The organism is Citrobacter sp. Cf088 (assembly GCF_030334295.1).
GTDB lineage: Bacteria > Pseudomonadota > Gammaproteobacteria > Enterobacterales > Enterobacteriaceae > Citrobacter > Citrobacter freundii.
Genome location: NZ_JAOWEE010000045.1, coordinates 62495 through 77841, shown reverse-complemented (window position 1 = coordinate 77841; position 15347 = coordinate 62495). Strand labels below are relative to the sequence as shown.

Here is a 15347-nt window from a genome sequence, read left to right as displayed (position 1 = left end):
TGGAGAAATGAAATGCGACATCCTTTAGTGATGGGTAACTGGAAACTGAACGGCAGCCGCCACATGGTAAACGAACTGGTTGCTAATCTGCGTAAAGAACTGGCTGGCGTTGCTGGCTGTGCAGTAGCGATTGCTCCACCGGAAATGTATATCGACCTGGCGAAACACGCCGCTGCCGGTAGCCACATCATTCTGGGCGCGCAGAACGTTGACCTGAACCTGTCTGGCGCATTCACTGGTGAAACAAGTGCTGAAATGCTGAAAGACATCGGCGCGCAGTACATCATTATCGGTCACTCTGAGCGTCGTACTTACCACAAAGAATCTGACGAGCTGATCGCTAAAAAATTCGCCGTGCTGAAAGAGCAGGGTCTGACTCCAGTTCTGTGCATCGGTGAAACCGAAGCAGAAAACGAAGCGGGCAAAACTGAAGAAGTTTGTGCACGTCAGATCGACGCGGTTCTGAAAACTCAGGGCGCGGCAGCATTCGAAGGCGTCGTTATCGCTTACGAACCAGTATGGGCTATCGGTACCGGCAAATCTGCAACTCCTGCTCAGGCTCAGGCTGTTCACAAATTTATTCGTGACCACATTGCTAAAGCTGACGCGAAAATCGCTGAGCAAGTTATCATCCAGTACGGCGGTTCTGTAAACGCAACTAACGCGGCAGAACTGTTCGCTCAGCCGGACATCGACGGTGCGCTGGTTGGTGGTGCTTCTCTGAAAGCAGACGCCTTCGCAGTCATCGTTAAAGCAGCAGAAGCCGCTAAACAGGCTTAAGTTGTTAAGGCGGGAGGAACCCTCCTCCCGCTGTATTAACTACCAGTATCCCAACCAGTGCCACCAGAAGGCGCCGGTCACACCCCAAATGGTCAGGTTGACCACACTCATCACCAGCCCCGTTTTCCACCACTCCGCCAACGTGACATAGCCCGAACCAAAGATAATAGGCGCAGTACCCGTGCCATAGTGCGTGAGCGACATCATCAAGGAGGAGGAGAAACCGAGCATTAAACCAAGCAGCGCTGGCGGCGCGCCGAGGCCTAAGCCTGCGGCAAAGAACGCAGCGAACATAGCCGTAATATGCGCAGTTGTGCTGGCGAAAAAGTAGTGCGAGTAGACGTAAAGCAGGATCAACAACAGCGTCGCAACACTCCAGTGCACGCCAAGATGGTCGATTGCGCTACCCACGCTGGTTGCCAGCCATCCTACCAATCCCAGTTTGCTGAGAAAATCCGCCATCATCACCAGCGCGGCAAACCAGACTATCGTATCCCATGCCCCGCGGCATTTAAGAATGTCATCCCAGCTCAATACACCCGCCATCAATAGAATCGACAATCCAATTAACGCGGCGCTAGTGGGGTTTACGCTCCAGGCACTGCCCATCAGCATTGCTGGAACACCCGCCCATAGACAGAGCAGCAAAATGAACACCCCCAGGGTGATTTTCTCTGCCAAAGAAAGTGGACCCAGCGCATCCAGTTTTTGCCGCGCAAACTGCGGTGCATTTGGCGTGCGCGTGATAGCTGGCGGATAGAGCCACCAGATTACAATCGGCATGACAACCAGTGATACCAGTGCGGGAAGAAGCGCCGCAATAGCCCACATTCCCCAGGTCATGTTCAGCACGCCATCCGTCCCCTTTGTCAAAAAACTGACGATTAACGGATTAGGTGCAGTCGCGGTGATGAACATAGCCGAGCTGATCGGGTTAATATTGTAGTTCACCAGCGCGAGATAACGGCCCGTGGAGCCATTCTCGGCATGGCCTGGCTGCGAGCCGAGGCTCTCCGCAATCGCCCGCATTACCGGGTGGATAATGCCACCACCACGCGCGGTATTGCTTGGCGTTACGGGTGCAATTAGCGTTTCCGCAAGGGTTAATGCCCACGCAATACCCAGCGTTCTTTTACCAAATAGCGCAATAAACCCGTAGCCAATACGCGCGCCCAGGCCGGTCTTTAACAGACTTTGCGACAGCATAATGGATAAACCAATCAGCCAGATTAGCTGGTTAGAAAAACCACTCAATGCATCGTTCAATGCCGCCGAGGGTTTGCCTGGGTTAGTAACGCCTGTCATCGCCACCAGCATAATCGCCACAATCGCAATTGCGCCAATGGGCATAGCTTTACCGATAATCGCGGCGATCGTACCAATAAACAGTGCCAGCAGATGCCACGCTTGCGGGGTTACGTCAGGAGGACACGGGATAACAAACCAGATGGTCAGCGTAATCACAAGCGAGATGATGGCAGGCCAGCGGCGGATGGGGGTCAAACTGTCCATGAATCAATCCTTGAGTTTCCAGTGCGCAAATCTGCGCTCAGGCATTAACCGATATTGCCGCGCATAATACAATTCACTCACTCACAAAACATAAAATTAACATTTTGATACAGCTACAGTTTTCCCAACACCGTAAACCAGGCGTAATCCAGCGGCAGAAGAATCAAATACGTTGCCGCCGCCAGTGCGATACACAGCAGCATCCCTGCCCTTGCAGGTACTTTCCCGAGCGCCATCGCCACCACGATCGGTGAAGCCTGATACGGCAACAGTGGTGTGGAATAACCCAGCACCTGGATCATAATCACCGACAGCAGCGGGAATCCCGTCGCATCGGCAAAGCTTTGCGCCAACGTGGTATACAGCGCCGGAACACCGTTCGCCGTCATAATAAAATTAAGCGCCGTGGTAATACCGGTCAGCGCGAGGAAACTGGTAAACGGCTTTTCCGCATCCAGCGGCATCACCTGTAACAGCGCTTCACCAACGGCGCTACCAATACCTGTTTGCGTGACGGTGATCGCCAGCCCCAGAATACCCGCCACATAAATACAGGTACGAATGTTGACCCCAGTGGAAAACTCGTCGCCATTGATAAAGCCAACCCGTGGGAGCAATGTGATAACTGCCGCCGCCAGCCCAGTCCACGCGGGGCCAATGCCGTGCCAGCTTTCGCTTACCCAAAGAAGCAACACCACCGCTAACATCCAGGCCAGACGTTTTTCATCTCCGCTCATCGGTTCCGACGGCGTGAGATCGCGCGGCGCATGGGGCTTGCCAGGGAACAGCCAGCAGATAAGCACGATGAGAACCGCGCCTTTAAGCCAACCCAGAACCGGCGTATGCAGCAGCAAATAGGGAAGATAATTGAGGTGGATGCCGTAAGAGCCTTCCGCAGCGCCGCTCATCACCAGATTCGGTACATTTGCGGGTAAAATCGTCGCAGAAAGCTGGAATGTCCCAAACCCAACGGCCAGTGCCAGACCATACCAGGCGCGCGTACCATCGTTAATTCCAGCCCGTTTCGCCATCGCTGCGACAATCGGCATCAGCAGCGCAATGCGGCCCATGTTGGATGGCATTACAAACGCCAGCGCGTAACTCAACAGCACCACGCTCGCCACCATTAACGGCCAGGAGTCGGTCAACCGTGATGACAGCGCCCTCGCCGCCCTGTCCGCCAGCCCCGTTTTACGAATCGCGATACCCAGCACAAAGCCGCTAAACACCAACCAGAATGCGGAGGACGCAAAGCCGCCAAAGATCACATCCGGTGGCGCGATTTTGGCGACCATCGCCACGGCAAAGAACAGCAGCGCCGTTATAAACTCCGGCAGCAGCGACGTAGCCCAGAGCAGAATGGTGATGCCAACCACCATAGAGGGGATAAACAGAGGGTGTGTAAGCCAGAGCGACATGCCTGTCTCCTGTTGTTTTTTTCAACAAGAATACGGGGACAGGCATGCGGAGTAAACGCCAGATTAGGTGGGGTTAACGCAGAATATCACATTGATGATCCTGAATTTCCTCAGCAGAGGCGAGATTCAGCGCCAGCAGATTGCGCTGAGTAGCCAGCAGAACAAAGGATTCATCGCTCTGACGCACCATCGCCAACGCATAGCTGCCCATATGCTCACGTGCATCCGGCACCTCTTCTGCCAGCATCATAAACGGGCTGCGTTGTGCCAGTTCATTTTCCGTGACGCGACGCGCCAGATATTCATGACCGCGCAGCCCACCTGGTAGAGGTAGCCAGCGGGTGCTGATTTTCGCCAGGTTGTCATCCAGCTGTTTTCTGACATCGGTTCGCAGGCAGGAGATATGAATATGCAGGTGATTTTGAGTACGCCCGCTACGTGAGTTAATGCTCAGAGAGACTGCTTTGTCAGGGATTTCCTGGCCGTATTTTTGGCTCATAAAGCTACGCGCCTGCCAGGCCAGCCAGAAAAAGTTCGGCGTGCCTGATTTTAACAGCAGTGGGCTTTCCGTACCGTTAATGCGATAAGTGGGCATCAACAAATATTGCAAAGGGCCGTTACGGTCTTTGAACACCACATATCCGGCATCCGGCTTCACTTCTGCGCATGGTGCAGGATCCTGCTGCTGCAACTGGTGCGGCAAGCATTGTTGAAGGACGATCTGGCGTAATGCGTCCGGGTTGCCGGTGAATTTCCAGTACCCGATGCCTGCAGCGGCGGCAACCACAATCACCGCCAGTAAAAGATAGCCTGCTTTTTTCATTACGCGTTTCCTGCATCCCATTGAAGGGCAAGAGTAACGCAAAACCATGACAAATAAAAAACCCGGTCGCGTTAGGCCACCGGGTCGGTAAATCACAGACTTATTTAGCGTTTGCTGATCTGGTCAAACGTACCGCCATTAGAGAAGTGCTCTTTCTGCGCTTTCGTCCAGCCGCCAAACTCTTCATCGATGGTGAACAGCTTCAGCTTCGGAAATGCATTTTCGTATTTCTTCGCAACGTCTGTATCACGTGGACGATAGTAGTTTTTCGCTGCAATTTCCTGGCCTTCCGGAGAGTAGAGATACTTCAGGTAAGCTTCCGCCACCGCTTTGGTGTCTTTCTTTTCCACCACTTTATCGACCACGGAAACGGTCGGCTCCGCGAGAATAGATTCACTCGGCGTCACTATCTCGAATTTGTCTTTACCCAGCTCGTTCGTTGCCAGCAGCGCTTCGTTTTCCCAGGCGATCAGCACATCACCGATACCACGTTCAACGAAGGTATTGGTTGAACCACGCGCACCGGAATCCAGCACTTCAACGTTTTTAAACAGAGCCTTGACGAAGTCCTGCGCTTTGGCCTGATCGTTGTTGTTGTGGTGCAGGGCATAGCCCCATGCCGCCAGATAGTTCCAGCGTGCGCCGCCTGAGCTTTTCGGGTTTGGTGTAATCACTGACACGCCCGGTTTGATCAAATCGTTCCAGTCATGAATTTGTTTGGGGTTGCCTTTGCGGACCAGGAACACGATGGTGGAGGTGTAAGGCGCAGAGTTATCCGGCAAACGCTTAATCCAGTTTTTATCAATTCGACCACGTTCAGCGATGGCATCCACGTCGTATGCCAGTGCCAACGTCACGACATCGGCTTCAATACCGTTGATGACAGAGGTCGCCTGTTTACCAGAGCCGCCGTGTGACTGGCGGATCACGACGTTATCGCCCGTCTCCTGCTTCCAGTGCGCGCTGAAGGCTTTATTGTACTGCTCGTACAGTTCACGTGTTGGATCGTACGAAACGTTAAGTAACTGAATATCCTTTGCCAGAACGCTGGTCGATGCCAGCAATAATGTTAACCCTACGCCCCATTTGTTCATCGCCCAGCTCTCTTATGTGATGTTGTGATGAGCAAAGCGTGCCAGAAAGGCATCCAAACATTAAAGAATAAAAAAAGATTTGCTATAACTTCGGGGAATAAATGAGGAAGGTTGTGCCGGATGACGACTTACGCCTTATCCGCCCTACAAGAGTACACTCTGTAGGCCCGGTAAGCGAAGCGCCACCGGGCAACAAAAAACAATCAGTACAGTTTTTTCGCGCAGTCCAGCCAGTCACCTTTGAACGGACGCTTCATGTTCTCGATAGCATCGATGATATCGTGGTGAACCAGTTGCTCGTTCTGAATACCGACACAGCGACCGCCATGACCTGCCAGCAGCAGTTCAATAGCATATGCGCCCATACGGGATGCCAGGATACGATCGTAAGGAACCGGGGAACCACCACGCTGAATGTGACCCAGTACGGTCGAACGCGTTTCGCGGCCCGTTTCCTTCTCGATGTAATGCGCCAGTTCGTCAACGTCACACATGTGTTCAGTGATCGCTACAATTGCGTGTTTTTTACCTTTCGCGATGCCCGCTTTGATTTCAGCAACCAAATCGTCGCGACTGAATTCCACTTCCGGAACCACTACGAACTCACAACCACCGGCAATTGCAGCCGCCAGGGTCAGATCGCCACAGTAGCGGCCCATCACTTCAACGATGGAAATACGCTGGTGAGAAGAAGAGGTATCACGCAGACGGTCAATCGCTTCTACTACAGTACCCAGAGCGGTGAAGTAACCGATGGTGTAGTCGGTGCCCTTGATATCGTTGTCGATAGTGCCCGGCAGACCGATGCACGGGAAGCCCATTTCAGTCAGGCGTTTTGCACCCATGTAAGAACCGTCACCGCCGATAACAACCAGCGCATCAATGCCACGCTTTTTCAGGTTTTCGATAGCCACCGCACGCACGTTTTCGTCGCGGAATTCCGGGAAGCGAGCTGAACCGAGGAAAGTACCGCCACGGTTGATCATGTCGGACACGCTGTAGCGGTCAAGCTGGACCATACGGTCTTCATACAAACCCAGGTAGCCATCATGGATCCCCATGACTTCCAGCCCTTCCGTCAACGCTGCACGTACAACACCACGGATTGCTGCGTTCATGCCCGGCGCATCACCGCCGCTTGTCAACACACCGATTTTCTTAATCATGACTACCTCTGAACTTTGGAATGCAAAATGAAATCTGCTGCCGGAAGTCGATTCCGCATATCGAAACGATCCAACGAATATGCAGATAGTATAACAATCACTTCCTGCTGAATTGATTCAGGTCAGGCCAAATGGTGGTAATTTATACACAAAATGCTGGCCCGGTTCACTTTTTACAACGAATTATGAAAGCTCAAACACCTTGCCTTCCTTGGGTACGACTGAACAGGGATCCTGATGAATGATGACATCCGATCCCGGGAAACGCCGTAAAATTGCCTGCTCAACCTGTTCAGCCACTAAATGCGCCTGAACGAGCGGCAGATTATCTTCCATTTCCAAATGAATCTGAATAAAGCGGGTCGGCCCTGACTGCCGCGTGCGAAGATCGTGAGCGCCGCTGACCCCAGGCCATGACGTCACGATATCAATAATTTCCTGACGTTCCTCATCGGGTAAAGCGCGATCCAGCAAAGATTGCACTGCCTCATACCCCATGCGTAATGCGCTATATAAAATATAGATGCCAATCCCGAGCGCAAACAAGGCATCCGCACGATGCCAGCCGTACCATGCCAGCCCGAGCGCAATGAGAATCGCACCGTTCATCATAACATCAGACTGATAATGAAGCATATCTGCCCGAACGGCCTGACTTTGCGTACGCTTCACTACCCAGCGCTGAAACGAGACCAGAATGATTGTACACACTAACGCAATGATGGTGACAACCACCCCAACGCCGGGATCTTTCATCGGCGTCGGTTGGATGAGATGCTGAATCCCGGTCAGGAATAAAAACAGCGCCGAACCGGAAATAAACATGCTTTGCGCCAGCGCCGCCAGTGATTCCGCTTTTCCGTGTCCGAACGTATGTTCATCATCGGCCGGTTGCAGCGAATAGCGCACCACCAACAGGTTGGTTAACGACGCCGCGATGTCCACCAGAGAATCCACCAGTGCAGCCAGAATACTGACCGATCCGGTGTACCACCACGCGAAAATTTTGATCAAAAGTAACAGCGATGCCATCACGGTCGCCGCGATTGCCGCCCGGCTCACCAGCCGCCCATAGGTATGATTCATAAACACTCCAGCCAGAATATGCCGCTAGTATAACGGATGAAGTAAAACAGTCAGGCAATAACCGAGTGACAAATTTTGGCCTCCCCCTCACATCATGTGAGGGAAGACAGGGATGGAATGTTGTAGCAATACATAGCAACACTTAAATTAAAAATTTATTCTAATAAAAAATCTACATTACGGCCTATCTTACAGCCGGATCAGCATGACCATACGTCAGCTGAATACGTTTTATTCTGAGTTTTTAAGACCTCTCTATAACTCTTCCAATGCTGATTTACTTTAGGTGTACGATAAACACTCAATCAACATATCTTGAGGGATTAAGATGACGTATTACCCTAATTCTATTGACTGGAAACCGATCCAAGAAGGAGGGCTGCGTAGGTTAAGGCTTGGCGAGATAAATCTTGCAAACTCGCTCTTTGGCTTCAGCATTCTTTACCATCAAGTTTGGGTTCATCTGGAAAGTTATCTTCCTTTTGATAGTCAAAACCCCGGCCAGGCGATGACGCCCAACGGCGAAATGTGGTTTAGAAAAATAAAATACGAAGATGATTTCTCGATGCCAACAAAACAGCAAACTCCAAATGCTCAGCATCATTTTTTACATGAAATGATGCATGTTTGGCAGCACCAATATGGAATGTGGGTACGAACACGCGGGGCGTTCTCATGGGCAGCTGATTATACATACAGCCTAAATGAAAAAAACTTACTTGATTACGGGCTGGAGCAGCAAGCATCATTAGTCAGCGATTACTGGTTGTTAAAGCATTATGGGTTTGATGGACATAGCGATCTGTATGTTTACCGTGATTATGACCCAGAAGAACCTGAGCTGGAGTTAATACAGAAATATGAAAAGGTATTAGGGGATTTTCCGATATGAAGAAGTCGATCTTTTTTCTTCCTATACTTTTATTTCTGGCCGGATGCCCAGGGAAAGGTAGAGAGGGTGCAGAGTCCGGCGAACGACGGGCGATCTACGTAGATGGCAGTCGCGTTTGCTTTACCATAGATAAAAATGATGTATTAACCCGCTATATTCTATCAACTAATGGTAGAGAATATAAAAAATTATTAGTCGGCGATTTTAAGTATCTCACCTACCCAAGTACCTGCTTTACGGTAAATTTAGAAAAAGGGTTAGTGTATGGCGCAAGCTATACCTTAAATGGAAAAAACCACTACTACACCTTTATCATTACCAATGATGGTACTGTGTTGGATTTAGGAAAAAGCTAAGCATTATTATCAGATTACACGGCTCTACATAAAGGCAGTCAGTTACATTGAGGTCAATCACGCATAACAAAAGCGTTTATAAGCTCCAAATATCTTCTGTAAGTAGCTGCTTATCTTTGGTAATCCGATTTAATTTGGGCAAAAAAAACCCCCACATCATGTGGGGGAAGACAGGGATGGTGTCTATGGCAAGGAAAACAGGGTTACTACTGGGAACGTGAGTTGCTACTACTCAATAAATTCAACGATGAGCTTTTTTTCCAGTGCGCTACGTCGCGCAGTTGCTCCATTCGTTGTTCATGTTTCTCATTTAAAACCGCTTGCTGCTCGGGCGTTAACAGGCGATACATCTGGTTGCGAATCCTGGCTATTTCAACCTGGCGGGCAACCTGTTCTTGCGCCATTCTTTCTGCCTGAGCGCGCACTGCGCTTTCATCAAATTTCTCTGCGGTGACAAGGCGATGCATTGTCTCCATTTCGCTAACATTAACAGGAGGCTGTTCGTGTCTTGCCTGCTGCATTAAATCTCGCATCTGTTGACGTTGATGTTCGGTTAAACTGATACCGTCAAACATGTGGCTCTGAACGCTGCGTTGCGATGAGCCTTCACCCAGGTGCCAGTGATCGCCTGTGACGACTTCAGCTGCATGGCTAAATGTACTGAGTGCCAGCGTTGAGGCCATGACGGCAGCGCTAACTTTGCCCATCACTTGCTCCCAAAATCTTTTCTGTCGCGATTCAACGAGAGACAGTTTACGATTCGGGCTGCAAACATGCGTCAGGGGGTGTAAAACAACGTAAAGTCATAGATTAGCGACGCCTGATGACGTAATTTCTGCCTCGGAGGTACGTAAACAATGAATAAAATCCTGTTAGTTGATGATGACCGAGAGCTGACTTCCCTGTTAAAGGAGTTGCTCGAAATGGAAGGTTTCGATGTGCTGGTTGCCTATGATGGGGAACAGGCGCTTGAGCTTCTGGATGACAGCATCGATTTACTTTTGCTCGACGTCATGATGCCGAAGAAAAACGGCATTGATACGCTGAAAGCACTTCGTCAGACACACCAGACACCCGTAATCATGCTGACCGCTCGCGGCAGCGAATTGGATCGCGTACTTGGCCTTGAGCTGGGCGCGGACGACTATTTACCCAAACCGTTTAACGACCGTGAACTGGTCGCGCGCATCCGCGCTATTCTGCGTCGCTCACACTGGAGCGAACAGCAGCAGAACAGCGATAACGGCTCGCCGACTCTGGAAGTAGATGCGTTAAGCCTTAATCCGGGTCGCCAGGAAGCCAGCTTTGACGGGCAAATCCTGGAGTTAACCGGCACCGAATTCACCCTGCTTTATTTGCTGGCACAGCATCTCGGTCAGGTGGTTTCGCGTGAGCACCTGAGCCAGGAAGTGCTGGGTAAACGCCTGACACCTTTCGATCGCGCTATCGATATGCATATCTCGAACCTGCGTCGTAAGCTGCCAGAGCGTAAAGACGGACACCCGTGGTTTAAAACCCTGCGTGGTCGCGGCTACCTGATGGTTTCCGCTTCATGATAGGGAGCTTAACCGCGCGCATCTTTGCCATCTTCTGGTTGACGCTGGCACTGGTGTTGATGTTGGTACTGATGTTACCCAAGCTCGACTCACGCCAGATGACCGAGCTACTGGACAGCGAGCAGCGCCAGGGGTTAATGATTGAGCAACACGTTGAAGCTGAACTGGCGAACGATCCACCCAACGATTTGATGTGGTGGCGTCGCTTGTTTCGGGCGATAGACAAGTGGGCGCCGCCAGGACAGCGGTTATTACTTGTTACGACGGAAGGACGCGTGATCGGCGCAGAACGCAATGAAATGCAGATCATTCGTAACTTTATTGGTCAGGCCGATAACGCCGACCATCCGCAAAAGAAAAAATACGGTCGCGTTGAGATGGTCGGGCCTTTCTCCGTCAGAGACGGTGAAGATAACTACCAGCTGTATCTCATTCGACCAGCCAGCAGCTCACAATCTGACTTTATCAACCTGCTGTTTGACCGACCGCTGTTGTTGCTGATCGTCACCATGTTAGTCAGCTCTCCGCTATTGCTCTGGCTTGCCTGGAGTCTGGCGAAACCAGCGCGTAAGTTGAAAAACGCGGCGGATGAAGTGGCCCAGGGCAACCTGCGTCAACATCCGGAGCTGGAAGCCGGTCCGCAGGAGTTTCTGGCGGCAGGTGCCAGCTTTAACCAGATGGTGACGGCGCTGGAACGGATGATGACCACGCAGCAACGTCTGCTGTCGGACATCTCTCACGAGCTGAGAACACCGCTAACGCGTCTGCAACTAGGCACCGCTCTGCTGCGCCGTCGTAGCGGTGAGAGCAAAGAGCTGGAGCGCATTGAAACAGAAGCACACCGACTAGACAGCATGATCAACGACCTGCTGGTGATGTCACGTAATCAGCAGAAAAACGCGCTGGTTAGTGAAACGGTGAAAGCTAATCAGCTGTGGGGCGAAGTGCTGGATAACGCCGCCTTTGAAGCTGAGCAGATGGGTAAATCGCTCACGGTGAATTTCCCGCCGGGCCCGTGGCCGCTGTACGGTAACCCAAATGCGTTGGAAAGTGCGCTGGAAAACATTGTGCGCAATGCCCTGCGCTATTCACATACGAAGATTGAAGTTGGCTTCGCGGTGGATATCGACGGGATTACCATCACCGTGGACGACGATGGCCCAGGTGTAAGCCCTGAAGACAGAGAACAGATTTTCCGTCCGTTCTATCGTACCGATGAGGCGCGCGATCGCGAGTCTGGCGGAACAGGTCTGGGTCTGGCGATTGTTGAAACTGCAATCCAGCAGCATCGTGGCTGGGTGAAGGCCGAAGACAGCCCGCTGGGTGGTTTACGGCTGGTAATTTGGTTACCGCTGTATAAACGCGCTTAACAGGCTTCCCCGGTACGACATGATTACCGGGGAAGCATTCACGTTATGCCGCCGCAGCTGCAGCCGCTAGCTTTTGCTTTTTAATTCGCTTCACCAGAATGGTCGAGCAGATAAAGCCCATTAAGCTGAACGCAATCATCACGCTAAAGACATAGTTGTAGCCAGTTATGCCGCTATTGGTATCCAGCAAATAGCCGTACAAGGTGTACGCAAACATCGCTGGCATATAACCGATGATGCAACCAAATGCCATTGCCGAGCCCGCATACTCACGTGGGGTACCGATCTCATCCATCGGCGCGAAGAAAATGGCGCGCTGTGAGAAGATAATCGCTCCGAACCCTAATGTCGCCGCCATGCCGATATACACGTTCATTGTTTGATGCGGTAACTGCATGAACACAAGCATCGCAACAGCAGAGATCAGGAACGTCCACTTCAGATACACTGTCGGTGATTTAGCAACTTTATCTGCCAACATTCCACCAATCGGCCCACCTACCATTTTTAACGCATACTGGTTGATGATGCCGTACGCACCAACGAGTGCTACCGGCAGCATATAGATATCTTTTAAGAACGGAATAAAGTAAGTCAGTCCACAGTACGCGGCGTAAACGAAGAAAATACCCAAAGAAGCCAGCCAAACGTTAGGGCAGGATAAAACATGTTTGATACCCTTTAGCACTTCCATGTTGGCACTGGATTTCTCGCCGCCTTTAACTTCGTCATTATCGACAATAAAGTAGGTCACAATACCTGCCGCAATGGTGATGAGCGTATAAAACAGCAGCCCCGCCTGCATACCCGCTTTCCCCTCACCAAAATGGACGAAGACAAACAGGGCACCAGAAGCGACAATGACGTCTACCACACCGCGTCCAGCCTCCAAAAAGCCAAACATGCGCCCTTGTTCTTCTTTCGTTCCCAGCAAACGAACGGCTTTCAGCAATACCGGCCAATAAACCACATCGGCAAAGAAAGCCATCGCGGCAAAGCAAATGAGATAGCCGGTAAATGACGGTAGCGTTGCCAGATATAAGCCACATAACCCAACACCAATCAGACCTAACGGTAATAATATTTTCTTGGAGTAACGATCTGCGATATAGAGAGAAAGAAAAAGCCCGGTTGTCTGAACAATCGTATAAACCGTAAAACTCAAGCCAATTTGCGTATTGGTTAAACCCCAGTCATTCTGCATTGGCACATAGAAAACATCTTTCATACTTGAAAGCTTGAATATCGTGCCGCCGCCTAAAATTAAAAAGCAGAGCCTTGCCCATTTATTCATGAACATAATTAAACCCTCATTGCTTGTTGAGAGAAATATTTAATTAAAATATTTAATCAATAAAACAGATAGACTATTTGCATAGTCATGCTTACATTTAATAATATTTAAAGAAATTTATTGATTAGTTATAAATTTATCGCATAAGTCGCGAATATATTTGATTTGCGCAAGAGCATGCTCTTTTTCCTGCGCCAGTCGCGCATCAATCATATTACTGTCAGGCAGCGGCGTATAACTTGCGTCGCGCCATGGGATCCATGGATTATCACCCTCATCATCGAAGCGAAATGCAGGGGCATAATATTCAACTTCTTCTTCCAGACCAAAAGCATGTACTTGCGGTTTATCTTCACCTAAAAGTAATAATACCTTGAGCATCTCTTCCATGGGTAAATCGCCGTGTCCTGAACGACAAGCCTCATGCCCCCAGCCTTTACCTTCTTTAATAATTTTGGCGTCTTTGATATGTACCTGAGTGATTAATGGAGACATAACCTCTAACGCAGAAAGCGGCTGTTCATTAGCATTAATCATGTTGCCAAAATCAAACAGAATAGAGAGATTTTTCATCCCGCTATTGTTAACCAGCGTCACCAGCTCATGGCCTTGCAGATCTTCATGCTGTTCGATAGTAAAGCTTAGTCCGCAATCGTCATACTGAGACAGCCACGCAATATCATTGGCAATCTTCGCCATAACATCGTTCAGATGTCCTTCATAACGCGGGTAGAAACGCACTGAAGTTGCACCAGTAGCAACAGCAATACGGATTGCATCCGTCAATGTCGCCTTATCCGATGCGCTCGTTTCGATATGCACATCCAGATTATATTTTTTGGCCTTCTCTTTAAAATCGTGTAGCTGCTGATCGTTTAGTTTCTGCAGTGATTGGGACTCACCATCCTCAACATGTATTTTTACACCCTTCAATTTTTGCTGATACGCAATATCCAGAAGATCCCCCGGCAGGACTCTCTCGTAGCGCATATTCAGATGAAAAGCATAAGCATGTAGGTACAGCGGTATATTTCTCGCGCGTTCGGCAAGAAGTTCTTTGTTATATTTTCCCATTATTTTTCTCATTCATCACGAATAACAAGTTCCACTGATTCAAGTCGCCAGTATTCGAAATCAACCTGAACCACTTTTTTATCTTGGGTAGCCCGATGTTTTTCTACTAAAATTCCATACGTATTAGGCGCAACTCCCAGCTCTTTGCAGGCCACTTCTGGCATATTGACCGGTTTAAAAATCATTTCTTTGATATTTAAAACATGGCCAAATGCATCTTCCCAGACGCTGGCAAAAGACTGATTGCCCAATTTATTAATGAATCCTGGCGCAACATCGGCATCAATATAGGATTCATGGTAAAACACTTTATGTGAATCAAGACCGCACCAGCCAGTAACTAAATAGCGATCGCCGGAGGAGAGAAAAACATCATCAACATGATGCGGGGCTGTTTCAATGGTTTCTTTGGTTAAATAATCCCAAAAAGGTTCACGTCCCTGAGCACAGGCTTCAGCATTGAAGCTGGAAAGTGATTTAGGGTTATAAATAAATCGCTTCGACGAAATAAACCAACCACTGCGGTTCTTGCGAAAAATACGCGCATCGATCTCGAGCTCAATCAAAACCTGACGTAAGGTCATACGCTTTGCATCCAGAAGCTCACATAACTCCCTCTCCGAAGGCAATTTGGACCCCGCTGGTAAATTCTTCTCGTTTAACCAGCTTTCAAAGCGCTCTCTGAGCACATCAACATTGTTTTTCTTTTTCATTTCGCTTATCTGGTTTAAACCAATTTGAAGATAAGATATTTGAGTGCAGGAAATACTCAAGTTTTTTTTCAACGCAGAGTTTCTTTTTGTGGACCAGGTATCAAGAATGGCTTTGAAGCAAACCGTGACCGGCAGGTTTTTGCCCGGTTTTGTATGCAGGGAGATGAACCGCGGGGGAGAGGTAAATCAGGTGTCGCCACCTGATTTAATTGC

15 protein-coding genes are annotated in these 15347 nt (G+C 49.8%); 5 read left to right on the top strand and 10 right to left on the bottom strand.

What is annotated here, in order from left to right:
* Window positions 1–12: 12 nt before the first annotated feature.
* Complete coding sequence (tpiA, locus tag OGV71_RS09585; RefSeq protein WP_071696225.1) at window positions 13–780, top strand: triose-phosphate isomerase; 768 nt, start codon at window positions 13–15, stop codon at window positions 778–780.
* A 39-nt stretch (window positions 781–819) separates the two neighbouring features.
* Here tpiA and OGV71_RS09580 read toward each other — a convergent pair whose 3' ends face one another.
* From OGV71_RS09580 to fieF, 6 genes are all read right to left on the bottom strand, one after another.
* Window positions 820–2292 (bottom strand): DASS family sodium-coupled anion symporter, encoded by a 1473-nt coding sequence (locus tag OGV71_RS09580; RefSeq protein WP_016151273.1) that lies wholly within the window; start codon window positions 2290–2292, stop codon window positions 820–822.
* 113 nt (window positions 2293–2405) lie between these two features.
* On the bottom strand, window positions 2406–3710 hold the full coding sequence (locus tag OGV71_RS09575; protein WP_003847864.1) for an SLC13 family permease: 1305 nt from the start codon (window positions 3708–3710) through the stop codon (window positions 2406–2408).
* 73 nt (window positions 3711–3783) lie between these two features.
* Window positions 3784–4533 carry a CDP-diacylglycerol diphosphatase gene (locus OGV71_RS09570; protein WP_003028780.1) on the bottom strand — a complete coding sequence of 250 codons (750 nt, stop codon included), beginning with the start codon at window positions 4531–4533 and terminating at the stop codon, window positions 3784–3786.
* Window positions 4534–4637: 104 nt separating this feature from the next.
* Window positions 4638–5627 carry a sulfate/thiosulfate ABC transporter substrate-binding protein Sbp gene (gene sbp, locus OGV71_RS09565; protein WP_003028779.1) on the bottom strand — a complete coding sequence of 330 codons (990 nt, stop codon included), beginning with the start codon at window positions 5625–5627 and terminating at the stop codon, window positions 4638–4640.
* Window positions 5628–5830: 203 nt separating this feature from the next.
* Window positions 5831–6793 (bottom strand): 6-phosphofructokinase, encoded by a 963-nt coding sequence (gene pfkA / locus OGV71_RS09560; RefSeq protein ID WP_003028778.1) that lies wholly within the window; start codon window positions 6791–6793, stop codon window positions 5831–5833.
* A 183-nt stretch (window positions 6794–6976) separates the two neighbouring features.
* Window positions 6977–7879 carry a CDF family cation-efflux transporter FieF gene (fieF, locus tag OGV71_RS09555; RefSeq protein WP_003028775.1) on the bottom strand — a complete coding sequence of 301 codons (903 nt, stop codon included), beginning with the start codon at window positions 7877–7879 and terminating at the stop codon, window positions 6977–6979.
* Window positions 7880–8207: 328 nt separating this feature from the next.
* Here fieF and OGV71_RS09550 point away from each other — a divergent pair, with 328 nt between their 5' ends.
* Both OGV71_RS09550 and OGV71_RS09545 read left to right on the top strand, forming a co-directional pair.
* Window positions 8208–8771, top strand: a complete 564-nt coding sequence (locus OGV71_RS09550; protein WP_086504734.1) for a type IV secretion protein Rhs — start codon at window positions 8208–8210, stop codon at window positions 8769–8771.
* Window positions 8768–9127 (top strand): putative T6SS immunity periplasmic lipoprotein, encoded by a 360-nt coding sequence (locus OGV71_RS09545; protein ID WP_032950704.1) that lies wholly within the window; start codon window positions 8768–8770, stop codon window positions 9125–9127. The genes OGV71_RS09550 and OGV71_RS09545 overlap by 4 nt, the downstream gene beginning before the upstream one ends.
* Before the next feature lie 206 nt (window positions 9128–9333).
* On the opposite strand, the gene cpxP is transcribed toward OGV71_RS09545, so the two are convergent.
* Window positions 9334–9834 carry a cell-envelope stress modulator CpxP gene (gene cpxP, locus OGV71_RS09540; RefSeq protein ID WP_003028767.1) on the bottom strand — a complete coding sequence of 167 codons (501 nt, stop codon included), beginning with the start codon at window positions 9832–9834 and terminating at the stop codon, window positions 9334–9336.
* A 150-nt stretch (window positions 9835–9984) separates the two neighbouring features.
* Between cpxP and cpxR the strand changes: the two genes are divergently transcribed.
* Together cpxR and cpxA are read left to right on the top strand one after the other, a co-directional pair.
* Window positions 9985–10683 (top strand): envelope stress response regulator transcription factor CpxR, encoded by a 699-nt coding sequence (cpxR, locus tag OGV71_RS09535; RefSeq protein ID WP_003028763.1) that lies wholly within the window; start codon window positions 9985–9987, stop codon window positions 10681–10683.
* Window positions 10680–12053 carry an envelope stress sensor histidine kinase CpxA gene (gene cpxA, locus OGV71_RS09530; RefSeq protein ID WP_003028758.1) on the top strand — a complete coding sequence of 458 codons (1374 nt, stop codon included), beginning with the start codon at window positions 10680–10682 and terminating at the stop codon, window positions 12051–12053. The genes cpxR and cpxA overlap by 4 nt, the downstream gene beginning before the upstream one ends.
* Window positions 12054–12096: 43 nt before the next feature.
* Here cpxA and OGV71_RS09525 read toward each other — a convergent pair whose 3' ends face one another.
* The 3 genes from OGV71_RS09525 to OGV71_RS09515 all read right to left on the bottom strand — a co-directional run bounded on the left by OGV71_RS09525 (window position 12097) and on the right by OGV71_RS09515 (window position 15134).
* A complete protein-coding gene (locus OGV71_RS09525; RefSeq protein WP_286533146.1) occupies window positions 12097–13347 on the bottom strand; it encodes an MFS transporter in 1251 nt (416 codons plus the stop codon).
* A 117-nt stretch (window positions 13348–13464) separates the two neighbouring features.
* Window positions 13465–14421 carry a sugar phosphate isomerase/epimerase family protein gene (locus OGV71_RS09520; RefSeq protein WP_048220098.1) on the bottom strand — a complete coding sequence of 319 codons (957 nt, stop codon included), beginning with the start codon at window positions 14419–14421 and terminating at the stop codon, window positions 13465–13467.
* 8 nt (window positions 14422–14429) lie between these two features.
* Window positions 14430–15134, bottom strand: coding sequence for a GntR family transcriptional regulator (locus OGV71_RS09515; RefSeq protein ID WP_057063175.1), 705 nt, complete (start codon window positions 15132–15134; stop codon window positions 14430–14432).
* Window positions 15135–15347 lie beyond the last annotated feature (213 nt).